The sequence below is a fragment of the Curvibacter fontanus genome, assembly GCF_054780335.1.
Genome location: NZ_BAAGWN010000047.1, coordinates 1 through 24,459, shown reverse-complemented (window position 1 = coordinate 24,459; position 24,459 = coordinate 1). Strand labels below are relative to the sequence as shown.

Genomic DNA, 24,459 nt, shown 5'->3' with positions numbered 1-24,459 from the left:
AACCCGCAATTTTAGTCGGCCTGCGCCCCGGAGCGCAGATTCAGATGCGCAGCGGGTCGCGCCGGCGCTCTTCCCTCGGTTGTGCGGGCGCCAGGTCCCAGCCGAAGAAACGGCAGACCTCGTCTTCCTGGCGCAGGGTGTCGGCGTGGCCCATGGCCATGAGTTCGCGGGTGTAGGCGGCTTCGAACAGCAGGTAGCTGGCCAGCGCGCCGCCCTTGATGTCGGCCTTGCTGGACGAAACGCCCAGGCCACCCAGCAGGCTGCGCACCGCGTGCGGCAGGGCGCTGGCATGTTTGGCGGCGATCTGGTCGATGCGCTCGGAGGGCGAGATCACCAGCAGTTCCACCGGGCGCAGGGCGCTGGCCTGGCGGGCTTCGCGCGGGATCAGGTTGAGCGTCTGGTTGATGCGGCGGATGCGCTCGATGTCCACGGCCAGCGCGTCCAGGAAGATGCTGGACATGGCGTGGCCGGCGATCTGCGCCAGCGAGGGGTAGCTGGTCGGGGCGCTGCGCAGCAGGGTGTCGCGCGGCTCGCTCATGCGGCCGGCGCCCACCACCACGATGCGCTCGGCCCCCAGGTGGATGGCGGGCGCTACCGGCGCGGTCTGGCGCATGGAGCCGTCGCCGAAGTACTCGATGCCCTCGTTGATGGGCAGTGCCTTGGCCGGGAAGACGAAGGGAATGGCCGAGGAGGCCAGCAGGTGTTCGTGGGTGATGCGGTCGCGCACGGCCAGGCGTTGCGAGCGCACCCAGGGCTGCAACTGCTCGTTGCCCTGAAAGAAGGTGACGTGGCGTCCCGAGCTGTAGCTTGAAGCCGTGATGGCCAGTGCGTGCAGATGGCCCTGAGCGATCAGGGTCGGCAGGCGTTCGAGCGGCACCATCTCATGCAGCAACTCCTCGAGCGGCGAGTTGTCCAGCAGCGAGCGTGGCTTGATACGGCGCCAGCGCGCGATCAGCCAGCCCAGTGACAAGAGGCTCATCCAGCGCGCGCCGCTGCGCAGCACGCTGAGCAGGTCGGCCTCGTAGACCTGACCCGCCTCGATGTCCTGCCAGACCGAGACGATGCGCTGCACCGCGAGATCGAAGTCGTCGGCGCCGCAGGCCAGCGAGGCCGCGTTGATGGCGCCGGCCGAGGTGCCGGTGATGATGGTGAAGGGGCTGGAGGGTGGCGCCCCGGGCGCGCGGGAGCGGCGCAGTTCGGCCAGGGCCTGCAGCACACCCACCTGGTAGGCCGCGCGTGCGCCGCCGCCGGTCAGCAGCAGGCCGATGCGCGGCGGGCTCGTGTCGGCGGGGGCATCGTTGACCATGTGGCCATTATGCGGCGGGGTCCGCACCCGCGTCACCCGGGAACGGCGCGGAAAAGCCCGGTACTTATGCAATTTGCCCACACCTGCGGGGAAATCGCCGCCACGGCTAGACTATGCGCACTTCAGGAGTTATGAATGGCAGTGACAGAACAGGCCTTGATGGAGGCGCTCAAGGCAGTGGTGGACCCGAACACGGGCAAGGATTTCGTGAGTACCAAGTCCGTCAAAAGCTTGGTCATCCAGGATGGCGACGTGTCTTTCGACGTCGAGCTCGGCTACCCGGCCAAGAGCCAGATCCCCGGTTTTCGCAAGGCGCTGATCGCCGCCGCCAAGGGCGCGGCCGGTGTCAACAACGTTTCGATCAACATCACCACCAGGATCGTCGCGCACGCCGTGCAGCGCGGCGTGGCCCTGCTGCCCAAGGTGAAGAACATCGTGGCCGTGGCCTCGGGCAAGGGCGGCGTGGGCAAGAGCACCACGGCCGTGAACCTGGCCCTGGCCCTGGCGGCCGAGGGCGCCAGTGTCGGCATCCTGGACGCCGACATCTACGGCCCCAGCCAGCCCATGATGATGGGCATCGACGGCCGCCCCGAGAGCGACGACGGCAAGACCATGGAGCCGCTGGAGAACTACGGCGTGCAGGTCATGTCCATCGGCTTCCTGGTGGCCCAGGACGAGGCCATGATCTGGCGCGGCCCCATGGCCACGCAGGCGCTGGAGCAGCTGCTGCGTCAGACCAACTGGAAGGACCTGGACTACCTGATCGTCGACATGCCCCCGGGTACCGGCGACATCCAGCTCACGCTGTCCCAGCGTGTTCCCATGACGGGCGCGGTGATCGTGACCACCCCGCAGGACATCGCCCTGCTGGACGCCAAGAAGGGCATCAAGATGTTCGAGAAGGTGGGCGTGCCCATCCTGGGCATCGTGGAAAACATGGCGGTGCATGTGTGCGGCAACTGCGGCCACATCGAGCACATCTTCGGCGCCGACGGCGGCAAGAAGATGGCGGCCGAGTACGGCATGGATTACCTCGGCGCGTTGCCGCTGAACATGCAGATCCGCGTGCAGGCCGACAACGGCAAACCCACCGTGGTGGCCGATCCCGACGGCGAAGTGGCCGGCATCTACAGGGCCGTGGCGCGCCAGGTGGCCGTGTCCATCGCCGCCAAGAACAAGGACTTCTCCGGCAAATTCCCGAGCATCAAGATCTCGAAGGAAACCTGATGAACCTGCTCGTCTCCATGCGCTACCTGGTAGCTCTGGACGAGCACAAGCACTTCGCGCGCGCGGCCCAGGCCTGCTTCGTCACCCAGCCCGCGCTTTCCAACGCCCTGCGCGCACTGGAAGAAGAGTTCGGCTCCTCCATCGTCAAGCGTGGGCGCACCTTCGTGGGTTTCACACCCGAGGGGGAGCGCCTGCTGGAGAGCGCGCGCCTCATGCTGCGCGAGGAACAGCTGCTCAGGCAGGACTTGAGCAGCGTGGGCGGCCAGCCGCAGGGGCGCCTGGGCATCGGCGTCGTGCCCTCGGCCGAGCCGGTGGCCGCGCGTTTTGCCGCCATGCTGCAGGGGCGCCACCCGGGCATCACGCCCGTGGTGCGTTCCATGAGTTCGCAGGAAATCGAGGCCGGGCTGGAGGAGCTCACGCTGGACATGGGCCTGGGTTTCATCGAGCGGGTGCGTCCGGGTGCCGGCGGGCTGCAGTCCCTGCCGCAGTACACCGAACACTACTTCCTGGTGCGCAAGGCCGCTGTGCCGCCGGATCCGCAGGGGCCGGGCATGCGCTTCGGGCCGCCCATGCCCTGGTTGGAGGCGGCCACGCTGCCTTTGTGCCTGATGACCTCGGAGATGTACAACCGCCACATCGTGGACGGCGCCTTCATCGAGGCGGGCGTCAAGGTGCAGCCCGTGCTGGAAACCAATTCCCTGCTGACCCTGGCGCTCAGCGCCGTGGGCGGTGCGGTCTGCTGTGTCATGCCCGGCGCCCTGGTCGGCGCCGTGCGGGCCTACCGCGAGCTCGAAGCCCGGCCTTTGAACAGTCCCGAAGTGCGCACTCCCATCGGTTTCATGGTGCAAACGGCCGAGCGCCATTCCCGCCCCCTGGAGGCCGCCCTGACCCTGGCACAGGACGCGGCCTGGCTGCGCCACGCAGCTGCCCACAGCGGTTTGTTGCACGCCTGAGCCTCCGGCCGGGGCCGGCATCCGGTCCAGTTCAATAAGAATTAATGCTATTTATCGCAGGGCATCATTTATTTTTTGAATGGTGACATGTCGCGATCCAATTTGACCGGGGCAGGCCCCGGGCCGACACTGCGCGCATAGTTATGAACCGAGGGACAACCCCATGAACCATCCCGGCCGCAAAGGCGAAATCCAGGCCGTGGTCGTCGCCACCGTCGACGACCTGCGGGAGCGCATCCGCCGCAAGAGCAAGCTCAAGGGCCGCCAGGCCGACGACAGGTCGCTGGCCGAAGTCGTGACCCTGATCGGCGCCAGGCCGGTCAACGGCCACCGCCGCGATCTGCTGATCGAGCATCTGCACAAGCTCAACGACGCCTACCGCTGTCTGCACGACCGGCACCTGGTGGCGCTGGCCAGGGAAATGAACATTCCCATGGCCGAGGTCTATGAAGTGGCCACCTTCTATCACCACTTCGAAGTGGTCAAGGGCGAGGACAAGGCCCCCGGCCTGACCGTGCGCGTCTGCGACGGCCTGAGCTGCGAGATGCATGGCGCCCAGAGCCTCATGAGCAAGCTGCAGACCACCCTGGGCGGTGATGTGCGCGTGCTCCATGCGCCCTGCGTGGGCCGCTGCGAGCAGGCCCCGGTGGCCGTGGTGCACCAGAACCCGGTGCTGCGCGCCACGCCCGAGTCCGTGGCCAAGGCCGTGAAGTCCGGCACCAGTACCCAGCCCAAGTCCTCCGGCAAGGCCGCCTTCGATCCGGCGGCCCTGGCGCTCAAATCCATTTCCCCCGCACCGAGCCAGCAGCAGGTTTCGCCTGACTACGTCGGCTACGAAGCCTACAAGGCCAAGGGTGGCTACAAGCTGGCGGCCGACCTGCTCAGTGGCCGGCAGGAAGTGGAAACCGTCATCAAGGCCATGGAGGACTCGGGCCTGCGCGGCCTGGGCGGCGCCGGTTTTCCGGCCGGCCGCAAGTGGCGCATCGTGCGCGACCAGCCCGCGCCCAAGCTGATGGCCGTGAACATCGACGAGGGCGAACCCGGCACCTTCAAGGACCGCACCTATCTGGAGCGTGATCCGCACCGTTTCCTGGAAGGCCTGCTGGTGGCCGCCTACGCCGTGGGCGTGGGCGCCTGTTATATCTACCTGCGCGACGAATACCACGGCGCCCGCGCCCTGCTGGAGGCCGAACTGGCCGCCCTGCAGGCCAACCCGCCCTGCCCGCTGCCGCTGATCGAGCTGCGCCGCGGCGCCGGCGCCTACATCTGCGGCGAAGAGTCCGCGATGATCGAGAGCATCGAAGGCAAGCGTGGCGAACCCCGCATGCGTCCGCCCTACATCGCCCAGGTCGGCCTCTTCGGCCGGCCCACGCTGGAGCACAACTTCGAGACGCTCTACTGGGTGCGCGACATCGTGCAGAAGGGCCCGCAGTGGTTCAGCAGCTTCGGCGCCAACGGCCGCAAGGGCCTGCGTTCCTTCAGCGTCAGCGGCCGGGTCAAGCACCCGGGCGTCAAGCTGGCGCCGGCCGGCATCACCATCCGCGAGCTGGTGGACCAGTATTGCGGCGGCATGCTCGACGGGCATGAGCTCTACGCCTACCTGCCGGGTGGCGCCTCGGGCGGCATCCTGCCGGCCAGCATGGGCGACATCCCGCTGGACTTCGACACCCTGCAGCCCTACGGCTGTTTCATCGGCTCGGCCGCCGTCATCGTGCTGAGCCAGAAGGACACGGCGCGTGAAGCCGCCGTGAACATGATGCGTTTCTTCGCCGACGAGAGCTGCGGCCAGTGCACACCCTGCCGCGTGGGCACGGTCAAGGCGGTCAAGCTCATGGAAGCCACGACCTGGGACAAGGAGACGCTGGAAGACCTGTGCCAGGTCATGGCCGACGCCTCCATCTGCGGCCTGGGTCAGGCCGCACCCAACCCCATCCGCTCTGTCCAGAAATACTTCCCGCAAGAACTGGGAGCCCAAGCATGAACGCACCCGCCAAACTCAACGAACTCGCCCCCCAGGTCGTCGAGTTCACGCTCGACGGCAAAAAGGCCCAGGCCTATGGCGGCGAAACCATCCTGACCGTGGCCAAGCGCATGGGCATGGAGATCCCGCACCTTTGCTACAAGGAGGGCATGCGAGCAGACGGCAACTGCCGCGCCTGCGTGGTCGAAGTCAAGGGCGAGCGCACGCTGGCCCCCAGCTGCTGCCGCAGCGCCACCGCCGGCATGGAGGTGCAGAGCCAGAGCGAACGCGCCGTCAAGAGCCAGAAAATGGTGCTCGAAATGCTGCTGTCCGACATGCCGGATGTCGGCTACAAGTGGAATGACGACAGCCACCCTCACCCTAACCCTCTCCCAGGGGGAGAGGGGACAAGTCCCGGTGTTGGGCCGTCTTCACTCCCTCTCCCTCCGGGAGAGGGTGGGGGTGAGGGTGTAGGTCAGCACGGTGAACTCTCGATGTGGGCCAAGAAGACGAACGTCAGCGTGCGCCCCGCACTCAAGGCCCTGCGCCGCGAGCAGCCTGTGGCCGACATTTCGCACCCGGCCATGGCCGTCAACCTCGACGCCTGTATCCAGTGCAACCGTTGCGTGCGCGCCTGCCGCGAAGAACAGGTCAACGACGTGATCGGCTACGCCATGCGCGGCAGCCACAGCGAGATCGTGTTCGACCTGGGCGACGCCATGGGCGACAGCACCTGCGTGGCCTGCGGCGAATGCGTTCAGGCCTGCCCCACGGGCGCCCTCATGCCCAAGACACGCGTCGGTTCGCAGCAGGTCGACAAGAAGGTCGACTCGGTCTGTCCCTTCTGCGGCGTCGGTTGCCTGCTGACCTACAACGTCAAGGACAACAAGATCATCAGCGTGGACGGGCGCGACGGCCCGGCCAACCACAGCCGCCTGTGCGTCAAGGGCCGTTTCGGTTTCGACTACGCGCACAACCCGCAGCGCCTGACCCAACCCCTGATCCGCAAGGCCGGCGTGCCCAAGGACCCGGAAGCCATCGACGAGCTGAACCGCCAGATGAGCGAGGATCCCTCGGTCATCTTGAGCATGTTCCGCGAAGCCACCTGGGACGAGGCGCTGGACCTGGCCGGTGGCGGCCTCAAGGGCCTGCGCGACAAATACGGCCTCAAGGCCCTGGCCGGTTTCGGCTCGGCCAAGGGCAGCAACGAAGAGGCCTACCTTTTCCAGAAGCTGGTGCGCACGGGTTTCGGCAGCAACAACGTGGACCATTGCACGCGCCTGTGCCATGCCTCCAGCGTGGCGGCCCTGCTCGAGGGCGTGGGCTCCGGTGCCGTGTCCAACCAGGTCAATGACGTGGAGAACTCGGGCCTGATCATGCTGATCGGCTCCAACCCCACGGCCAACCACCCGGTGGCGGCCACCTGGTTCAAGAACGCTGCCAAGAACGGTACCAAGATCGTGCTGGCCGACCCGCGCATCACGGACATCGGAAAACACGCCTGGCGCACCCTGCAGTTCAAGCCCGACACCGACGTGGCCATGCTCAACGCCATGATCTACACGGTGATCGAGGAAGGCCTGGTCGACAAGGAGTTCCTCAAGAAGCGCGCGAACAACTTCGAAGCCCTCAAGGCCAACGTCAAGGGCTACAGCCCCGAGGCCATGGAGCCCATCTGCGGCATTCCCGCGCAGCAGCTGCGCGAAGTGGCGCGCGAGTTCGCCACCTCCAAGGCCTCCATGATCCTGTGGGGCATGGGCGTGAGCCAGCACGTGCACGGCACCGACAACGCGCGTTGCCTGATCGCCCTGTGTGCGGTGACCGGCCAGATCGGCAAGCCCGGTTCCGGCCTGCACCCGCTGCGCGGCCAGAACAATGTGCAGGGCGCCAGCGATGCCGGCCTGATCCCCATGATGTTCCCGAACTACCAGCGCGTGGACAACCATGACGCGCACCAGTGGTTCGAGAAGTTCTGGAACACCAAGCTCGACAACCGCCCCGGTTACACCGTGGTGGAGATCATGCACAAGGCCCTGGTGGACGACAGCGATCCGCACAAGATCCACGGCATGTACGTCGAGGGTGAGAACCCCGCCATGAGCGACCCGGACCTGAACCACGCCCGCCACGCGCTGGCCGAGCTCAAGCATCTGGTGGTGCAGGACATCTTCATGACCGAGACCGCCTGGCTGGCCGACGTGATCCTGCCCGCCACCGCCTGGCCAGAGAAGACCGGCACCGTCAGCAACACCGACCGCATGGTGCAGATGGGCAAGCAGGCCGTCACGCCGCCCGGCGAGGCCAAGCCCGACCTCTGGATCATCCAGCAGATCGCCAAGCGCATGGGCCAGAACTGGAACTACCCTGGCGAGCACGCCGGCGTGGCTGCGGTCTACGAGGAGATGCGCCAGGCCATGCACGCCGTCATCTCGGGCATCACCTGGGAGCGCCTGGAGAGGGAATCCAGCGTGACCTATCCCTGCCTGAGCGCCGACGACCCGGGCCAGCCCACCGTCTTCATCGACAGGTTCGACACCAAGGACGGCAAGGTCAGGCTGGTGCCGGCCGACATCATCCCGGCCAACGAACGCCCCGATGCCGAGTTCCCCTTCGTGCTCATCACGGGCCGCCAGCTCGAACACTGGCACACCGGCAGCATGACGCGCCGTTCGGGTGTGCTCGACGCCATCGAGCCCATCGCCACCGCTTCCATGTGCGGTGACGACATGAACGAACTGGGCCTGAAACCCGGCGACGTGGTGACCGTGGCCTCGCGCCGTGGCCAGGTGGCCATCCACCTGCGCCGCGACGACGGCACGCCGCGCGGCGCGGTCTTCATCCCCTTCGCCTACTACGAGGCGGCGGCCAACCTGATCACCAACGCCGCGCTGGACCCGGTCGGCAAGATCCCGGAGTTCAAGTACTGCGCGGTGGCCATCCGCCGCGGCGGCACGCCGGCCAAGACGCAGGGCTTCGGCGCGGCGGAGGCCATGCTGGGCTGACCACTGCCAACGGGACAAGACAAGGGCCTTGCGGCATGCTGCAAGGCCCTTTTTTATTCGGTGCGCAAGGGTGGCCGTGCGACAAATTGTCGCAACGGCCTCTTAGGCAGGGTCTTTCCTATCCGCTACAGTGGCGGCTGTATGAATAGCAATCAGCCTACCCTGCAGGTCGCCGTCATCATGCGCAAGGTGCGCATCGATGGGCCCATGAGCCGCTGGCAGACCTGGCGCTGGGAGCTCGCCGATGTGGTGGCGCACGAACCGGCCTTCGGTGATCAAGCGCGCCTGCTGCGCAAGGACGAGAACGGCGAACATTGGTTGCACCCGAACTTCACGGTGGAGTTGTTCCGCGACGATGCCGAGGGCTATTACCTCAACGCCACCACGCCGGCGCCCTGCTGGTTCGTGCTCTGGCGCATGGAGGAGGAAGCCAGCGTGGCGGACGAGCCCATTCCCCGCCCGGCGGCCGTTTCGGTGAGTTACCACGACGCCGGCCGCTGGCTCGACGCGCAGGAAACCGTGGAGCAGGTGCCCGCACCGCCCGAGGTCGTGGCCTGGTTCCAGGCCTATGCCGATGAACACCGTGTGATCGAGCCCAAGCGCCGCAAGCGGCCTGACAGCTTCAAGCCGCTGACGGACCGTTTCGGCAACCCGGCCTCGGTGAGCACGGAGAAGAAATTCGGCGGGGGTGAACATGGCTGACGGCTTCCTGGGCCGCTGGGCGCAGCGCAAGCAGGCGGTGCGCGAGGGCAAGCCTATTGAAGAGCCGGCGACGGTTGCCGTTCGCCCTGAGCCCGTCGAAGGGCTTGTGCCTCAGTCTGAGCGAGGGCTTCGACAAGCTCAGCCCGAACGGACTGAGATCGTATCGCCCTCTATGCAGTCGGAAGCACCACTACCGCCACCCACGCTGCAGGATACGCAGTCCTTGACGCCGCAGTCCGACTTCAAACGTTTTGTCGCCGCCGACGTGGACCCCGAGGTCAAGAACGCGGCCATGAAGAAGCTCTTCACCGATCCGCACTTCAATGTGATGGACCGTCTGGACATCTACATCGACGACTACTCCCTCCCCGACCCGCTGCCGCAGTCCATGCTGCGCCAGATGGCCAGCGCGAAATTCCTGAACCTGTTTGAGGATGAGGAAGAAAAAGACAAAAAGGCCGGGGCAGGGCTGACCCCTAGCCCGGCACCTGCCGTGCAAACCGATAATCCGGCCGTGCTGAAGGCGATTTCCGAACCGCCACCCACCGCTGCCAACCTGAACGATCAAGACCATGCCGACCCTGATTTGCGACTGCAACAAGACCATGCCGCTGGACCCCAAAGGTCTGGGGGCGGTGCTTGACGAAACGCTGACGCAGCACAGCACCCTGTGCCGGCGCGAGGCCGGCGCCTTCCAGCAGGCGCTGGGGCAGGGTGATGACGTGGTGGTGGCCTGCACGCAGGAGGCCCGCCTCTTCAGCGAGATTGCCGAGCAGACAGCGGGCGCGCAGGCGGTGCCCATCCGCTTCGTCAATATCCGCGAGACCGGAGGCTGGAGCAAGGACGCGGCCAAGGCGGGCCCGAAGATGGCCGCGCTGCTGGCCGCCGCGCGCCTGCCCGATCCCGAGCCCGTGCCCACCGTGACCTACAAGAGTGCCGGGCGCCTGCTCGTCATCGGTCCGCTGGACGCGGCCGAGCGCGCCGCCGATCTGCTGGCCGACACCCTGGACGTGAGCCTCTTCAGCACGGGCGCGGGTACGGACGGTGGCATGCAGGAGCGCCGTTATCCTGTGATGACCGGCAGGATCGAGGCCTTGAGCGGCTGGCTGGGCGCCTTCGAGCTCAAGTGGCAGCGCACCAATCCCATCGACCTGGACCTGTGCACGCGCTGCAATGCCTGCATCGACGCCTGCCCCGAAAGCGCCATCGGCTTCGACTATCAAATTGACAGCAATTTGTGCAAATCGCACCGCGCCTGCGTCAAGGCCTGCGGCGTGGCCGGGGCGATCGACTTCACGCGCGAGCCGCAGCCCGACAGCGAGACCTACGATCTGGTGCTGGATTTGCGTGCCACACCGGCTTTCACGCAGCATGCCAAACCCCAGGGTTATTTCTCCGTTCGGGCTGAGTCTGTCGAAGCCCCGCAGAGCCCTTCGACAGGCTCAGGGCGAACGGATCTGATGAGCGCCATCATTCAGCTGCGGGGCCTGGTCGGCGAGTTCGAAAAACCCAAGTTCTTTGTCTACAAGCAGAAGCTTTGCGCGCACAGCCGCAATGAGAAGACGGGCTGCAATGCCTGTATCGAGGTCTGCTCGGCCTCGGCCATCGCTTCTGACTACAAGCACCAGCAGATCAAGGTCAATCCCAGTCTCTGCGTGGGCTGCGGCGCCTGCACCACGGTCTGCCCCAGCGGCGCATTGACTTTCGCCTACCCGCGGGCCGGCGAGCAGGGCGTGAAGTTCAAGACCCTGGTCTCCACCTACCTGCGCGCCGGCGGCAAGCAGCCCGCGCTGCTGCTGCACAGCCAGCAGGCCGGCGCCCGGTTGATCGGCGATCTGGGTCGCGCTGCGCGTGTGGACCGGGATGTGCTGGGCGTGCCGGCCCGTGTGCTGCCGGTGGCGGTCTGGCACACGGCTTCGCTGGGTCTGGACGTCTGGCTATCGGCCGTGGCCTATGGCGCGGCCAATGTCTGGGTGCTGATGACGGGCGAGGAAGCGCCGCAGTACCGGGAAGCGGTGCGCGCGCAGATGGATGTGGCGCAGGCCATCCTGAACGGGCTGGGGTACACGGGCCAGCACTTCCGCATCCTGAGCGCGCGCGATGCGCGTGACCTGTCCGAGCTGGACGCCGACCTGCAGGCCCCCGCCGCGCAAGGCGTGGCCAAGCCCGCCGGTTTTGCCGTGCAGGCCGACAAGCGCGCCACGCTGGAACTGGCGCTGGACCATCTGCTGACCCACGCGCCCCTGGCCGAGCCCAAACCGGAAGTGATCGCCTTGCCCGCCCAGGGCTCGCCCCTGGGCGCGCTGGCCATCAACAAAGACAGCTGCACCCTGTGCCTGAGCTGCGTGAACGCCTGCCCGGCCAGCGCGCTGCAGGACAACCCGAACGCGCCGCAGCTGAAATTCATCGAGAAAAACTGCGTGCAGTGCGGCCTGTGCGTGAAGACCTGCCCGGAGCAGGCCTTGTCCCTGATCCCCCAGCTGCGCCTGACCCCGCAGCGCAAGGAGGCCGTGGTGCTCAACGAGATGCAGCCCTATGCCTGCGTGCGCTGCGGCAAACCCTTCGGCACGCTCAAGGCCATCGAGGGCATGCTGGGCAAGCTGGCAGGACACGCCATGTTCCAGGGCGAGGCCCTGGAACGCCTGAAGATGTGCGGCGACTGCCGCGTGATCGACATCTACAGCAACCCGAACGAATCCAAAATCACCGACCTCTGAGCCGCCCATGAGCCATCCACCCGAATCCAACGACGTCCTGCTGGCCCAGGGCGGCACGCTCGACGAGGAAACCGCCCGCGCCGAGGTCTATGGCCTGCTGGCCGCGCTCTACTACGCCCCCCCGGGCGCCGAACTGCTGGAGCAGCTGCGCGTGGCCGCCACCGAGGCGCCGGCCGAAGGCGGTTTCCTGGAGGAGCCCTGGCGCGGTCTGGTGAGCGCGGCGCGTGATCTGGACCTGCAGACCGTCACGACGGAATACAACACGCTCTTCGGCGGCGTCGGCAAACCCGAGATCTACCTCTTCGGCTCGCACTACCTCAGCGGTTTTCTCAACGAGAAACCCCTGGCCAAGCTGCGCGATGACCTGGCCGCGCTGGGCCTGGCGCGCGACGAGACCATGCCCGAGACGGAGGACCACATCGCCTACCTCTGCGAGGTCATGCGTTACCTGATTGCCGGTGACGACGTGGCCGTGGCCAACCTGACGAAACAGCGCGAGTTTTTCGCTGCGCATCTGCAACCCTGGGTCAACCCCATGTGCGATGCGATCGAGGGCAACCCCTCGGCGCGCTTCTACGCGGCGCTGGCCGGTTTCACGCGCGCTTTCCTCAGCGTCGAGATGCAGGGCTTCGACATGCTCGCTTGAACAGGCCTGCTTCCTCGCCCCTTTGGGGAGAGGGCAGGGGTGAGGGGCTTGCTCAGGCCCGGCGTGCTTCCATCGGCCCTGTCGGCCCATCCTGCGGCGCCATGGGCTCCGTCAGCAGCCAGACGCGGAATGTCGCGCCCGTCACGTCCTCGCCCAGGTCGCGGCGGTTGCGGCCCTCGATGCTGCCGCCGTAGCGCTCCACCAGGCCCACGCTGATCCACAGGCCCAGGCCGTTGCCGTCGTTCTTGGTGGTGAAGAAGGGGCGGAACAGGCGTTCCTTGACGCGTTCACTCAGGCCCGGCCCGCTGTCGCTGATCTCCAGCAGCACGCCGGTCTTGCCGTCCTCACGGTTGCGCGTGCGCAGGCGCAGGCGACCGCCCTCGGGCATGGCCTGGATGGCGTTGATCATGAGGTTGATCACCACCTGCTGCAGCTCCTGGCGGTTCACGCCGGCGCGCGCCGTGGTCTGCAGGTCCCGCTCCACCTCGATGCGCGTGCGCGCCAGCAGGTGGGCCACCAGCACCAGGGAGTTCTCCAGCGTCTGGTTGATGTCCACCGCTTCCACATAACCCGCGTATTCGGTGGGGCGTGCGTACTGCAGCAGCTGCGTGACGATCAGGCGCATGCGCTCGACCTGCTGGTCCAGCAGCGTGAGTTCGGCCTGCACCGGCATGGCCTGCGCGCCCAGGGTCTCGCGCATCAGGTCCAGGTTGCCCTGGATCACGGCGATGGGGTTGTTGATCTCGTGCGCCACGCTGGCGGTGAGCTGGCCGATGGCGGCGAGTTTTTCCGACTTGACCAGTTGCTGCTGCGCCTGCTGCAGTGAGGCATTGCTCTGCGCCAGTTCCTGCGTGCGCGCGATCACCTTGGCGTCGAGCTCCTCGGCCCAGCGCTGCAGGGCGCGGGTCTTGTCGTCGATCACGTTCAGCAGCTGGTCCAGGTGGCCGGCCAGGGCGCCGATCTCGTCGCGCGCGCTCACCGGCCCCACACGCGCGCCGGTGTTGCCGTCTTCCACGCGCTGCATGGTCAGGTTCATCTGCTCCAGGGGGCGGAAGATGCTGCGTGCCCAGCGCAGCGAAAACAGTGCGGCCAGCACCATCACCACCATGAAGATGCCGACGATGAGCGCCAGCATGCCGTACTTGACGTAGCGGAAAGGCTGTTCCAGATAACCCACGTAGAGCATGCCGGTGCGCTCGCCGGCGGCGTCCAGCAGCGGCTCGTAGGCCGAGACGTACCAGTCGTTGACCACGAAGGCGCGGTCCAGCCAGGTCTCGCCGCGCGTGAGCACGGCCTCGCGCACGGCCTGCGAGACGCGGGTGCCGATGGCACGCTCGTCCTGGAACAGGCGCACATTGGTGGTGATGCGCACGTCGTCCATGAAGAGCGTGGCCGTGCCGTGGCTGCCGAAGGGCAGGGAGCCCTCGGGGTAGACGATGCGGTTGATGTGGTCGATGAAAGGCAGGTTCTGGTTGAGCAGCACGCCGCCGCGCAGCAGGGCCACGATGCTGCCGTCGGCGCCGCGCACCGGCGTGGTGGCCAGCATCACGAGGGCGCGGTCTTCCACGCTGCGTTGGGTGGGGGCTGCACCACGTGTGTCGATCAGCGGGATGTGGATGCGCGGCGCCAGGTGCGGGGCCAGGGCCAGCAGCTCGGCCGCGTCGAGCCGCGCCAGGTGGGCCTGGTCGGTGCTGACGCGTGCATGGATGGCGGCCGGGCCGCTGGCCGGCGCGTGCAGGGCCGTGGTGGGCGTCCCGGGCGAGAGCCAGCCGGCGGTGAGCAGACGGCCGTCGAGCTGGTAGAGGTTGAAGAAATCGAAACCCAGGCGCTGGCGTTCGCGCGCGAGCAGGTTCTGCACCGACGCCAGGTCGCGCCGCTGCAAGGCCTGGTGCAGGCTCAGGGAACCGGCCACGGCATGCGTGCCGGAGCCGATCTCGGCCAGCACCTGCTCGAAATAACCGCGCGCCACGGCCAGGTCGCTGCGCACCTTGGTGATGAGCAGGCGGTCGTAGGCGGCATTGCCCCAGATGACCAGCGCGCCGACCAGCAGCGGCAGCACCACCAGCAGCGGCAGCAGCGCCATGGCCAGCAGCTTGTTGCGGATGGAATGCGTGAGCCAGCGCGGCGCGAGCGCCGCTGGGGACACGCGCGGCAGGTTCACGACAGGGCCCACTCGGCGCAGCGTCGTTCCAGCGTGCGGCGCGAGATGCCCAGCAACTGGGCGGCCTGGGTCTTGTCACCCTGCACCGAGTCCAGCACGGTGAGGATGTGCTGCTTCTCCAGCGTGTGCAGGTCGGTCGGCAGGGCGGCTGTGCTGGCAGCGCTGCGCCGCTTGTCCATGGCGTAGAGGGCCGAGACGTTGAGCGTGCCCAGGATCAGCGAGCGTTCGACCAGGTTGCGCAGCTCACGCACATTGCCGGGCCAGTCGTACTGCATCAGGTAGTCCATCTCGGTGGGCGTGATGTCCAGCGGGGCGGCGCCCAGCACCGGGGCCAGGCGCTCGATGAAATGCTGCACCAGTTCGGGAATGTCCTGCTTGTGCTCGCGCAGCGGCGGCAGTGTCATCTCCACCACCTGCAGGCGGTAGTACAGGTCCTTGCGGAAACGCCCCTCCGTCACCTCCTGCTGCAGTGAGCGGTTGGTGGCGGCGATGATGCGCACATTGACCGGCAGCAGCTGCTGGCTGCCCACGGGGCGGATCTTGAGGTCTTCCAGCGCGCGCAGCAGCGTGGCCTGCAGCGCCAGCGGCAGCTCGGCCACTTCGTCTAGGAACAGCGTGCCGCCCTGGGCGTAATAAAAGAGGCCGTCGCGCGCGCGCGTGGCGCCGGCAAACGCACCCTTGGCGTGGCCGAAGAGTTCGCTCTCCATGTGTTCGGGCGAGACCGAAGCGCAGTTCACCGGCACGAAAGGCCCCTGCGCGCGCGGGCTCAGGGCGTGCAGGGCGCGCGCCACCAGCTCCTTGCCGGTGCCGGACTCGCCCTGCAGCAGCACCGTGCTGTTGACCGGGGCCACGCGCCGCACCGAAGCGGAGAGTTCGGTCATCTGCGCCGAGCTGCCGACCAGGCCGTTGTCGGCGAACTGGCTGCGCGAGAGCGCGTGGCGCAGCACGAAGTTCTCGCGCGACAGGCGCGCGCTCTCGAAGCAGCGACGCACTGCGTTGAGGATCTGCGGCACGCGAAAGGGCTTGAGGATGAAGTCCGAGGCGCCCGCGCGCAGCGCCTCGATGGCGGTGTCCAGGTCGGCGAAGGCGGTGATCAGGATCACCTGGCCGGTGTAGCCGTGCTCGCGCAACTCCTTGAGCCAGGCCACGCCGTTGCGTCCGGGCAGGGCGATGTCCAGGATGATGAGGTCGACGTGGTGGCTGCGCAGCAGTTCGGCGCCGTCCTCGGCGCTGCCGGCTTCCATCACGGTCTGGCAACGCGGCGCCAGGGTCTTGACCAGGAAGTTGCGCATGCCGGGCTCGTCGTCGACCACCAGGATGGACCAGTAGGGCCAGCCCTCGGCCGTCCTGGTGCTGTCGGGGGTGTGCGGCGTCTGCGTCACGGTGTGCTGTCCAATGTTGGGCCGATTCTATCGATCGCGCTTGAGTGATTTTCTCGGGAATACTGGGTATGACGCCGGCACAACAGACCCGGCCCTGTCGTATTGGGACGCATTCTTGTTTGAGTGGGCGATTTTTCCGACAACTTGTCGCAAGTGTGGCGTCAAGCTGTCTGGATCGCACGACCTATTGCGGAGCAGCAATGATGCAAGCCCATGATCCATGGGGCAACGCCTGCCCGAGGCGATGCCTGAAGTGTCGGGTTGTATATCAGCGCTGGATGAATTAATGATTTCTCCCGGAGACGAAGAGGGCGGCGTGTCGCGGTGACCGGGGGAAGACTCGCTTGCTGAAACCAGAACACGTTGCTAAATTCAGCGCAGGTTTGTTATGTAGTTCTGTTCCTATGTGGAACCATCCAGGAGATCCCGCATGAGTCAACCCCAAGGCAAATTGTCACGACGCACCCTCTTCGCAGGTGCAGGCACCGCGGGCGCCGTGGCTGCGGTGGCCGGCCTGATGTCGGCCCCCAAGCCGGCCGCGCAGGCCGCCCCCGAACTCAAGCCCGCTCCTGCCAAGGGCGGCGGCTACCAGCTGACGGATCACGTCAAGCAGTACTACCAGACCACCCGCCTGTAATCCAAGAACAACGTTGGAGAGAGACATGTTGCTCACCAAGAAATCCCCGGCGACCGAGACCACGGCCCGCTCGCCCTTTGTGCACAGCCTGCGCCGCGGCCTGTCGCAGGCCCTGCCCACCATGGACCGCCGCGCCTTCCTGCGCCGATCGGGCCTGGGCCTGGGTGTCGGCCTGGCCGCCTCGCAGCTCACGCTGGTGAAGAAGGCGAACGCCGCCAGCAGTGTCGCCGTCGGCGACGGCAAGATCGAAGTCAGGCGCACCGTCTGCACGCACTGCTCGGTGGGTTGCGCCATCGATGCCGTGGTGGAAAACGGCGTGTGGACACGCCAGGAGCCGGTGTTCGATTCCCCGATCAACCTGGGCGCGCACTGCGCCAAGGGTGCTTCGATCCGCGAGCACGGCCACGGCGAGTACCGCCTGCGTTACCCGATGAAGCTGGTCAACGGCAAGTACGAGCGCATCAGCTGGGACACGGCCCTGAACGAGATCACCGCCCGCATGATGGAGCTGCGCAAGGCCAGCGGACCGGACAGCGTCTACTTCGTCGGCTCCTCCAAGCACAGCAACGAGCAGGCCTACCTGATGCGCAAGTTCGTGAGCTTCTGGGGCACCAACAACTGCGACCACCAGGCGCGCATCTGCCACTCCACCACGGTGGCCGGCGTGGCCAACACCTGGGGCTACGGCGCGATGACCAATTCGTACAACGACATGCAGAACAGCAAGGTCGCCCTGTACATCGGCTCCAACGCCGCCGAAGCCCACCCGGTCAGCCTGCTGCACATGCTGCACGCCAAGGAGACGGGCTGCAAGATGATCGTGGTCGACCCGCGCTTCACGCGCACGGCGGCCAAGGCCGACGAGTTCGTGCGCATCCGCTCCGGCTCCGACATCCCCTTCCTCTTCGGCCTGCTGCACCACATCTTCAAGAACGGCTGGGAAGACAAGAAGTACATCAACGACCGTGTCTACGGCATGGAAGAGGTCAGGAAGGACGTGCTGGCCAAGTGGACCCCGGCCGCCGTGGAAGAGGCCTGCGGTGTGCCCGAGGCCCAGATGGCCAAGGTCGCGAAGATGCTGCACGAGAGCCGTCCGGGCACCATCGTCTGGTGCATGGGCCAGACCCAGCACACCATCGGCAACGCCATGGTGCGCGCCTCCTGCATCCTGCAGTTGGCCCTGGGCAACGTCGGCAAGTCCGGCGGCGGCACCAACATCTTCCGCGGCCACGACAACGTGCAGGGCGCGACCGACGTGGGCCCCAACCCGGATTCGCTGCCGGGCTACTACGGCATCATCGAAGGCGCCTGGAAACATTTCGCCAACGCCTGGGGCGTGGACTTCGAGTGGATCAAGAAGCAGTTCGCCTCGCCCGCCATGATGAGCAAGCCCGGCATCACCGTGTCGCGCTGGATCGACGGCGTGCTCGAGAAGAACGAGCTGATCGACCAGGACAGCAACCTGCGCGGCGTCTTCTACTGGGGCCATGCGCCCAACTCGCAGACCCGTGGCCTGGAAATGAAGCGCGCCATGGACAAGCTGGACCTGCTGGTGGTGGTGGATCCCTATCCGTCGGCCACCGCCGCCATGGCGGCCATGCCCGGCAAGCCCGAGGACCTCAACCCCAACCGTGCGGTCTACCTGCTGCCGGCAGCCACCCAGTTCGAGACCAGCGGTTCCTGCACCGCCTCCAACCGCTCCATCCAGTGGCGCGACAAGGTCATCGAGCCGCTGTGGGAGAGCCGCAGCGACCACATGATCATGCACCAGTTCGCCGAGAAGCTCGGCTTCGCCAAGGAGCTGTCCAAGAACTACAAGATGCAGAAGGTCAAGGGCATGGACGAGCCCATGCCCGAGGACATCCTGCGCGAGATCAACAAGTGCGTCTGGACCATCGGCTACACCGGCCAGAGCCCGGAGCGCCTCAAGGCCCACATGCGCCACATGGACGCCTTCGACGTGAAGACGCTCAAGTGCAAGGGCAAGGTGGTGGACAAGGAAACCGGCTACGACATGTCGGGTGACTACTTCGGCCTGCCCTGGCCCTGCTACGGCACGCCCGAACTCAAGCACCCGGGCTCGCCCAATCTGTACGACACCTCCAAGCACGTCATGGACGGCGGCGGCAACTTCCGCGCCAACTTCGGCGTGGAGCGCGAGGGCAAGAGCCTGCTGGCCGAGGACGGCTCCTATTCCAAGGGCGCCGACATCACCACGGGCTACCCGGAACTCGACCACGTGCTGCTCAAGAAACTGGGCTGGTGGGGTGAACTCACCGAGGCCGAGGCCAAGGCGGCCGAGGGCAAGAACTGGAAGACCGACCCTTCGGGCGGCATGATCCGCGTGTTCATGAAGAACCACGGCTGCCACCCCTTCGGCAACGCCAAGGCGCGCGCGGTGGTCTGGAACTTCCCCGATCCCGTGCCCCAGCACCGCGAGCCGCTGTACGGCACCAAGCCCGAGCTCATGGCCAAGTACCCGACGCATGACGACAAAAAGGCTTTCTGGCGCCTGCCCACGTTGTACAAGACGCTGCAGACCAAGAACATTGCCGACAAGCTGCACGAGAAGTTCCCGCTCATCATGTCCTCGGGCCGTCTGGTCGAGTACGAGGGCGGCGGCGAGGAAACCCGCTCCAACCCCTGGCTGGCCGAGCTGCAGCAGGAAGCCTTCGTGGAGATCAACCCGAAGACGGCAGCCGAGCGCGGCGTCCGCGACGGCGAGCGCGTCTGGCTGCACAGTCCGACCGGCGCGAAGCTCAACGTGCAGGCCCTGGTGACGGAGCGCGTCGCGCCCGACACGGTCTGGATGCCCTTCCACTTCTCCGGACGCTGGCAGGGTGCGGACATGCTGGCCTATTACCCCAAGGGCGCGGCACCCATCGTGCGCGGCGAAGCGGTCAACACGGCGACTACTTATGGTTATGACAGCGTGACCATGATGCAGGAAACCAAGACCACGATCTGCCAGATCGAGAAAGCATAAGGAGACACGTCATGGCACGTATGAAATTTGTCTGTGACGCCGAGCGCTGCATCGAGTGCAACGGCTGCGTCACCGCCTGCAAGAACGAACACGAAGTCCCCTGGGGCGTGAACCGCCGCCGTGTGGTCACCCTCAACGATGGCGTGCCCGGCGAGAAATCCATCTCGGTGGCCTGCATGCACTGCAGCGACGCGCCCTGCATGGCCGTCTGTCCGGTCAACTGCTTTTACCGCACCGATGAGGGTGTGGTGCTGCACGACAAGGACATCTGCATCGGCTGCGGCTACTGCTCCTACGCCTGCCCCTTCGGCGCACCGCAGTTCCCCTCGCAGGGCACCTTCGGCGTGCGCGGCAAGATGGACAAGTGCACCTTCTGCGCCGGCGGCCCCGAGACCAATGGCAGCCAGGCCGAGTTCGAGAAATACGGGCGCAACCGCCTGGCCGAGGGCAAGCTGCCGGCCTGCGCCGAGATGTGCTCGACCAAGGCCCTGCTCGCCGGTGACGGCGACATGGTGGCCGACATCTTCCGCACCCGTGTGCTGCAACGCGGCAAGGGCGCCGAGGTCTGGGGCTGGGGCACCGCCTACGGCTCGCGCCAGGCCGGCAAACCCGCCGCACCCGCAGGAGCCAAGTCATGAAAAAAGCACTGACCATCATTTCCGCCACGCTGCTGCTGGCCGCCTGCGGCGAAGCCCAGCAGACCATCGGCGGCGCCAAGCATGACGCGGGCGCCTACACCGGCACCGGCAAGGCCTACACCGACCCGGGCTGGAAGTCCGGTGACAAGGCCAGCTGGGAGTCCAAGCTGAAGGCGCGCGGCCAGTACGGCCAGAACGAGTACAACCGGGTCAACTAAGAAGAACGGGGATTCCGCATGAAAAAAGTTCTTGCCCTGGCCCTGTGCCTGGCCCTGGGCTGGGCCGCACCGGCCCTGGCCCAGCAGGACAAACTCAAGCTTGATACACCGCCTGCCAAGGCGGCGCCGGCCCAGGCTGGCGGTATCAAGGGTCAGAACATCTTCGACGTCAAGCCCGACGCCAGCGAGGAGCCGGGCTACGCGACGCAGACCAATGCCGAGCGCGCCCGGGTGCAGCCCGGCAACAATGCGCCCGTATGGCGCCAGGTCGGCGCCGGGGTGACGGGCTACAGCAGCCTGCCGAAAGATCAGGCGCCGGAAGCCGGCAACCTGATCCAGCCCTTCGTGCAATACCCGGGCTCCCTGCTCACCAACGCCGGCGAAGCCTGGCGCCAGGTGCGCAACCAGTGGATCATCCCCTACGGTGGCGCGCTGATCCTGATCGCGCTGGGCGCGGTGGGCATCTTCTACTGGCGCAAGGGCAGCATCCGGCTGCACGGCTCGGAAACCGGCCGCAAGATCGAACGTTTCACCGCCTTCGAGCGTTCGGCCCACTGGGCCAATGCCATCGCCTTCTGCATCCTGGCCATCTCGGGCCTGGTCATGGCCTTCGGCAAGTTCTTCCTGCACCCCGTCATCGGCGGCACCCTCTACGGCTGGCTGACCTATGTGCTGAAGAACCTGCACAACTTCGCCGGCCCGGTGTTTGCCGTCTCTCTGGTGGTGGTCTTCATCACCTTCTTGCGCGACAACCTGCCGCGCAAGGAAGACATCACCTGGCTGCTCAAGGGCGGCGGCCTGTTCTCCGGGCAGGAGGTGCCTTCGCACCGCTTCAACGCGGGTGAGAAAGTCATTTTCTGGGGCGGCGTGTTCCTGCTCGGCATCATCGTCGTGGCCTCCGGCCTGTTTCTGGACAAGCTGCTGCCTGGTTTCGTCTACGAGCGCGGCAGCATGCAGATCGCGCACATGGTCCACGCCGTGGCCACCGTGCTCATGATGGCCATGTTCATCGGCCATATCTACCTGGGCACCATCGGCATGGACGGCGCCTACAAGGCCATGAAGACCGGTTATGTCGACGAAACCTGGGCCAAGGAACACCACGAGCTCTGGTACGACGACGTCAAGGCCGGCAAGATCCCGGCCCAGCGCACCCAGCCGGCTGCGCCCGGCGCCCCCGTCAAAGCCTGACAAGAAAGAAGAGAGGCTCACATGAAATCCATCGCCCTGTTCATCACCGCCTGCGCCCTGAGCATTTCCGCCCTGGCCAAGCTGCCCGCACCGAGTGACGATGCCAAGGCCAAGGCCGCCGAGGCTGCGGCCAAGACCGCGCACGCCGGCAAGGTCGACGGCTATCTGCTGTGCAAATCGCAGGACAGGGTGGCCGCGCATTACCGCAAGTCGGGCAAGGTCGGCAAGGACGCCAAACCCGTGACGACGACGCCCTGCACGAACCCGGGCCCCTTTGTCTATACGGCTGCCAGTCCGGCACCCGCAGCGGCGCCTGCCGCCGCCGCACCGGCTGGCGACAAGAAAAAAGCCAAGAAGTCCTGATCCGCGCAAGCGTTGAGGTCTCACGGGCCGGGCTGCAAAGCCCGGCCCGTTTTGTTGTACGCTGCCATCCATGTCCCCTCACCTCACCCGGGCCCAGGCCCCGCTCACGCGCGAAGTCACGGCCATCAACGAGCACGGTGAGGCCACGCCCCTGTCCATCCCGGCGGAGCGGGCGCTGACCGTCTACGTGGACAAGCGTGAGCTGGTCACACTGATGACCCTGGGCGGTTATCCCGAGTTGCTGGTGCTGGGTTTCCTGCGCAACCAGCGCTTGGTGCGCTCGGTGGACGAGATCGAATCCATCACCGTGGACTGGGACGTGGGCGCGGCTGCCGTCAAGACCCGCGCGGGCATTGCCAATGTGGAAGAGCGCACCGCCAAGCGCGTGGTCACCACGGGCTGCGGCCAGGGCAGCGTGTTCGGCGACATGATGGATGAGGTGGACCAGATCCAGCTGCCCCAGGCCACGCTCACCCAGGCCCAGCTCTACGGCATCGTCAACGCCATCCGCCTGCAGGAGAGCACCTACAAGTCGGCCGGCTCGGTGCACGGCTGCGCGCTGTTCCGGGGCGAGGAGATGCTGCTCTTCGTCGAGGACGTGGGCCGCCACAACGCCATCGACACCATCGCCGGCTGGATGTGGCTGCAGGATGCGGCTGTGATGGAGGGCGGGGACAAGGTGTTCTACACCACCGGGCGCTTGACCAGCGAGATGGTGATCAAGTCGGCGCAGATGGGGGTGCCGATTGTCGTGTCGCGTAGCGGGATTACGCAGATGGGGCATGCTGTTGCTGAACGCGTGGGGCTTTGTGCGATTGGGCGGGCTACTGGCCGGCATTTCTATTGCTACACGGCGGCGCAGAGGTTGGTGTTGCAGCCGGAGTTGGCTGGGCCTAAGTTGCGGGCGGCGGCTTAGCTTCTTTCTGTTCGAAGCTTCAGTGAGCAAGCCCTGCCGTTCGGCCTGAGCTTGTCGAAGGCCTTGGTGTTTTGGCTTGATTTTCTCTTGAGTGGCAAGCCGGGTCTCGCCCCGGCGGGCGAGTTACCTTTCTTTGTCTCGCCAAAGCAAGGTAACCGAAAGAAAGGCGACCCTGGTGTCTGTGACCCCGGCGATGCCGGGGCAACCTGCGGTGCTCAACTTGGCCGGGGTCTGCGCAAACTCGCTACGCTCAAACATGCGCAGCCCTTGACCCGTCCAAGTCTGCGCTCCTCGGCACAGACACAAGGGTGGGCATACCGAAAACCAAATGCAAATACAAGAAGGGCACGCTATCGCGTGCCCTTCTTGTATCGGTTGCAGGAAATTGGATGAGTAGGCGTTCAACCCGCTTTGGGCTTGCAGGGGATAGCGAAATCAACGTGGTAGTGCTCATCATGACGTACCCACGGCTTACCTTTCATGAAAGGCAGGTTCTGCTGCAAGTAAGCACCGCGTGGCGTGGCGAACAGCTTGGGGAGGTACTGCGTGTCGAAGATGACCAGTGCGATGCCCACACCTTGAGCCTTGGCAGCTTGATGCAGGTGGTACAGGTGTTCTGCGGTTGCGATGAAGTCGATGGTGTAGTCGCCGTACTTGGCGGAACTGTCGAACTCGATGTCGTAGCCGAAGCGGGTGAGGGGGCTGGTTGGCAGCGGGACGGAAACCGCAGCGGTATTGCGTACGGGGACAAAGAAGTCGATCGACAGGCCATTCTGGTGGGTGCGATGCGGCCGAAAGCGACCGCCCGAGGGCCATCCGGTCTCGCCGTACACGTAGACCGTTGAAGGATGCGCTGCATGAAGTGCGCCATACGCAGCAGTGATGACCGCGGCAACCTTGGAGTGCACGTGTGTTCTGCCGGCAGCAGCAGCGAGGCCGCTGTACGCAGTGAAGTTGGGGCCGCTCGTGGGGAGCTTGACGCTGTCTTCGATGCGCCCATTGCTGACCGTACCATAGCACTGACTCTCGCCAGCGATGGCGAACTGAGTGAGCAGAAGAAGAGACGCCAGGAGCCGTTGCATGCGTAGAGTTTGTGGGTGACGTTAGGTCCCATCATCTGGATACAACCAATCGATTACCTGCAGCCTAAACCGTTCCAGTTCCATGGCAGCCGATCCGAGGCGCTGCAAATCGCTGTCAAACGCTTCCGGTTGAAGTTCTTCTTCCAGCTCCTCGCGTTCCCCCTTTTTCGCGCTAAGCCGCGAGTTCGTTCGCAGAAGACCCCGTCTTCCTTCGATGTTGATCCAGTCGTTGTATCGCGAATGGACTAGGGCGTGTTAACACTAATTGTGTCGAGAGTCATCGAATGCGAAACTGCAGGCATGGAGATCACACCCGAGCAATTCAAACGCATCGAACACTGCTTGCCCGTGCAGCGCGGCAACGTCAGCCTG

The 24,459-nt window shown here is 66.0% G+C and carries 19 protein-coding genes; 15 read left to right on the top strand and 4 right to left on the bottom strand.

Annotated elements, in window-relative coordinates; translation table 11 throughout:
• Positions 1–40: 40 nt before the first annotated feature.
• Positions 41–1,306: a patatin-like phospholipase family protein gene (locus tag ACYVH8_RS16980; protein ID WP_460489999.1), complete on the bottom strand. Its 1,266-nt coding sequence runs from the start codon at positions 1,304–1,306 to the stop codon at positions 41–43.
• Between the two features lie 135 nt (positions 1,307–1,441).
• Between ACYVH8_RS16980 and apbC the strand changes: the two genes are divergently transcribed.
• The 8 genes from apbC to ACYVH8_RS16940 all read left to right on the top strand — a co-directional run bounded on the left by apbC (position 1,442) and on the right by ACYVH8_RS16940 (position 12,513).
• Positions 1,442–2,533: an iron-sulfur cluster carrier protein ApbC gene (gene apbC / locus ACYVH8_RS16975; RefSeq protein ID WP_460489998.1), complete on the top strand. Its 1,092-nt coding sequence runs from the start codon at positions 1,442–1,444 to the stop codon at positions 2,531–2,533.
• Positions 2,533–3,486 carry a LysR family transcriptional regulator gene (locus tag ACYVH8_RS16970; protein ID WP_460489997.1) on the top strand — a complete coding sequence of 318 codons (954 nt, stop codon included), beginning with the start codon at positions 2,533–2,535 and terminating at the stop codon, positions 3,484–3,486. Before apbC ends, ACYVH8_RS16970 begins: the two co-directional genes overlap by 1 nt.
• 163 nt (positions 3,487–3,649) lie before the next feature.
• Positions 3,650–5,467: an NADH-ubiquinone oxidoreductase-F iron-sulfur binding region domain-containing protein gene (locus ACYVH8_RS16965; protein WP_460489996.1), complete on the top strand. Its 1,818-nt coding sequence runs from the start codon at positions 3,650–3,652 to the stop codon at positions 5,465–5,467.
• Complete coding sequence (fdhF, locus tag ACYVH8_RS16960; protein WP_460489995.1) at positions 5,464–8,448, top strand: formate dehydrogenase subunit alpha; 2,985 nt, start codon at positions 5,464–5,466, stop codon at positions 8,446–8,448. The genes ACYVH8_RS16965 and fdhF overlap by 4 nt, the downstream gene beginning before the upstream one ends.
• Positions 8,449–8,589: 141 nt before the next feature.
• Entirely contained in the window at positions 8,590–9,150 is a 561-nt protein-coding gene (locus tag ACYVH8_RS16955; protein ID WP_460489994.1) for a DUF3305 domain-containing protein, read from the top strand.
• The gene (locus ACYVH8_RS16950; protein WP_460489993.1) at positions 9,143–9,793 is read left to right on the top strand and encodes a DUF3306 domain-containing protein; all 651 of its coding nucleotides are present in this window, start codon (positions 9,143–9,145) and stop codon (positions 9,791–9,793) included. Before ACYVH8_RS16955 ends, ACYVH8_RS16950 begins: the two co-directional genes overlap by 8 nt.
• On the top strand, positions 9,723–11,867 hold the full coding sequence (locus tag ACYVH8_RS16945; protein WP_460489992.1) for a 4Fe-4S binding protein: 2,145 nt from the start codon (positions 9,723–9,725) through the stop codon (positions 11,865–11,867). Before ACYVH8_RS16950 ends, ACYVH8_RS16945 begins: the two co-directional genes overlap by 71 nt.
• Positions 11,868–11,874: 7 nt before the next feature.
• Positions 11,875–12,513: a TorD/DmsD family molecular chaperone gene (locus ACYVH8_RS16940; RefSeq protein WP_460489991.1), complete on the top strand. Its 639-nt coding sequence runs from the start codon at positions 11,875–11,877 to the stop codon at positions 12,511–12,513.
• Between the two features lie 52 nt (positions 12,514–12,565).
• On the opposite strand, the gene ACYVH8_RS16935 is transcribed toward ACYVH8_RS16940, so the two are convergent.
• Both ACYVH8_RS16935 and ACYVH8_RS16930 read right to left on the bottom strand, forming a co-directional pair.
• On the bottom strand, positions 12,566–14,674 hold the full coding sequence (locus ACYVH8_RS16935; RefSeq protein WP_460489990.1) for a sensor histidine kinase: 2,109 nt from the start codon (positions 14,672–14,674) through the stop codon (positions 12,566–12,568).
• Positions 14,671–16,056 (bottom strand): sigma-54-dependent transcriptional regulator, encoded by a 1,386-nt coding sequence (locus tag ACYVH8_RS16930; RefSeq protein ID WP_460489989.1) that lies wholly within the window; start codon positions 16,054–16,056, stop codon positions 14,671–14,673. The genes ACYVH8_RS16935 and ACYVH8_RS16930 overlap by 4 nt, the downstream gene beginning before the upstream one ends.
• A 430-nt stretch (positions 16,057–16,486) precedes the next feature.
• Between ACYVH8_RS16930 and ACYVH8_RS16925 the strand changes: the two genes are divergently transcribed.
• From ACYVH8_RS16925 to ACYVH8_RS16895, 7 genes are all read left to right on the top strand, one after another.
• Entirely contained in the window at positions 16,487–16,693 is a 207-nt protein-coding gene (locus ACYVH8_RS16925) for a formate dehydrogenase (protein WP_460489988.1), read from the top strand.
• Positions 16,694–16,718: 25 nt separating this feature from the next.
• A complete protein-coding gene (locus ACYVH8_RS16920; RefSeq protein ID WP_460489987.1) occupies positions 16,719–19,679 on the top strand; it encodes a formate dehydrogenase subunit alpha in 2,961 nt (986 codons plus the stop codon).
• An 11-nt stretch (positions 19,680–19,690) separates the two neighbouring features.
• Complete coding sequence (fdh3B, locus tag ACYVH8_RS16915; protein WP_460489986.1) at positions 19,691–20,317, top strand: formate dehydrogenase FDH3 subunit beta; 627 nt, start codon at positions 19,691–19,693, stop codon at positions 20,315–20,317.
• Positions 20,314–20,535: a hypothetical protein gene (locus ACYVH8_RS16910; protein WP_460489985.1), complete on the top strand. Its 222-nt coding sequence runs from the start codon at positions 20,314–20,316 to the stop codon at positions 20,533–20,535. The genes fdh3B and ACYVH8_RS16910 overlap by 4 nt, the downstream gene beginning before the upstream one ends.
• An 18-nt stretch (positions 20,536–20,553) precedes the next feature.
• A complete protein-coding gene (locus ACYVH8_RS16905; protein ID WP_460489984.1) occupies positions 20,554–21,726 on the top strand; it encodes a formate dehydrogenase subunit gamma in 1,173 nt (390 codons plus the stop codon).
• A 21-nt stretch (positions 21,727–21,747) separates the two neighbouring features.
• Entirely contained in the window at positions 21,748–22,089 is a 342-nt protein-coding gene (locus ACYVH8_RS16900) for a hypothetical protein (RefSeq protein ID WP_460489983.1), read from the top strand.
• Positions 22,090–22,159: 70 nt separating this feature from the next.
• On the top strand, positions 22,160–23,005 hold the full coding sequence (locus tag ACYVH8_RS16895) for a formate dehydrogenase accessory sulfurtransferase FdhD (protein ID WP_460489982.1): 846 nt from the start codon (positions 22,160–22,162) through the stop codon (positions 23,003–23,005).
• Between the two features lie 401 nt (positions 23,006–23,406).
• On the opposite strand, the gene ACYVH8_RS16890 is transcribed toward ACYVH8_RS16895, so the two are convergent.
• Complete coding sequence (locus ACYVH8_RS16890; protein ID WP_460489981.1) at positions 23,407–24,087, bottom strand: penicillin-insensitive murein endopeptidase; 681 nt, start codon at positions 24,085–24,087, stop codon at positions 23,407–23,409.
• Positions 24,088–24,459 lie beyond the last annotated feature (372 nt).

What these genes read in the sequence shown, in the direction of transcription:
- ACYVH8_RS16980 (WP_460489999.1), bottom strand. Translation starts at nt 1,306, where the DNA reads ATGGTCAACGATGCCCCCGCCGACACGAGCCCGCCGCGCATCGGCCTG.
- apbC (WP_460489998.1), top strand. Translation starts at nt 1,442, where the DNA reads ATGGCAGTGACAGAACAGGCCTTGATGGAGGCGCTCAAGGCAGTGGTG.
- ACYVH8_RS16970 (WP_460489997.1), top strand. Translation starts at nt 2,533, where the DNA reads ATGAACCTGCTCGTCTCCATGCGCTACCTGGTAGCTCTGGACGAGCAC.
- ACYVH8_RS16965 (WP_460489996.1), top strand. Translation starts at nt 3,650, where the DNA reads ATGAACCATCCCGGCCGCAAAGGCGAAATCCAGGCCGTGGTCGTCGCC.
- fdhF (WP_460489995.1), top strand. Translation starts at nt 5,464, where the DNA reads ATGAACGCACCCGCCAAACTCAACGAACTCGCCCCCCAGGTCGTCGAG.
- ACYVH8_RS16955 (WP_460489994.1), top strand. Translation starts at nt 8,590, where the DNA reads ATGAATAGCAATCAGCCTACCCTGCAGGTCGCCGTCATCATGCGCAAG.
- ACYVH8_RS16950 (WP_460489993.1), top strand. Translation starts at nt 9,143, where the DNA reads ATGGCTGACGGCTTCCTGGGCCGCTGGGCGCAGCGCAAGCAGGCGGTG.
- ACYVH8_RS16945 (WP_460489992.1), top strand. Translation starts at nt 9,723, where the DNA reads ATGCCGACCCTGATTTGCGACTGCAACAAGACCATGCCGCTGGACCCC.
- ACYVH8_RS16940 (WP_460489991.1), top strand. Translation starts at nt 11,875, where the DNA reads ATGAGCCATCCACCCGAATCCAACGACGTCCTGCTGGCCCAGGGCGGC.
- ACYVH8_RS16925 (WP_460489988.1), top strand. Translation starts at nt 16,487, where the DNA reads ATGAGTCAACCCCAAGGCAAATTGTCACGACGCACCCTCTTCGCAGGT.
- ACYVH8_RS16920 (WP_460489987.1), top strand. Translation starts at nt 16,719, where the DNA reads ATGTTGCTCACCAAGAAATCCCCGGCGACCGAGACCACGGCCCGCTCG.
- fdh3B (WP_460489986.1), top strand. Translation starts at nt 19,691, where the DNA reads ATGGCACGTATGAAATTTGTCTGTGACGCCGAGCGCTGCATCGAGTGC.
- ACYVH8_RS16910 (WP_460489985.1), top strand. Translation starts at nt 20,314, where the DNA reads ATGAAAAAAGCACTGACCATCATTTCCGCCACGCTGCTGCTGGCCGCC.
- ACYVH8_RS16905 (WP_460489984.1), top strand. Translation starts at nt 20,554, where the DNA reads ATGAAAAAAGTTCTTGCCCTGGCCCTGTGCCTGGCCCTGGGCTGGGCC.
- ACYVH8_RS16900 (WP_460489983.1), top strand. Translation starts at nt 21,748, where the DNA reads ATGAAATCCATCGCCCTGTTCATCACCGCCTGCGCCCTGAGCATTTCC.
- ACYVH8_RS16895 (WP_460489982.1), top strand. Translation starts at nt 22,160, where the DNA reads ATGTCCCCTCACCTCACCCGGGCCCAGGCCCCGCTCACGCGCGAAGTC.
- ACYVH8_RS16890 (WP_460489981.1), bottom strand. Translation starts at nt 24,087, where the DNA reads ATGCAACGGCTCCTGGCGTCTCTTCTTCTGCTCACTCAGTTCGCCATC.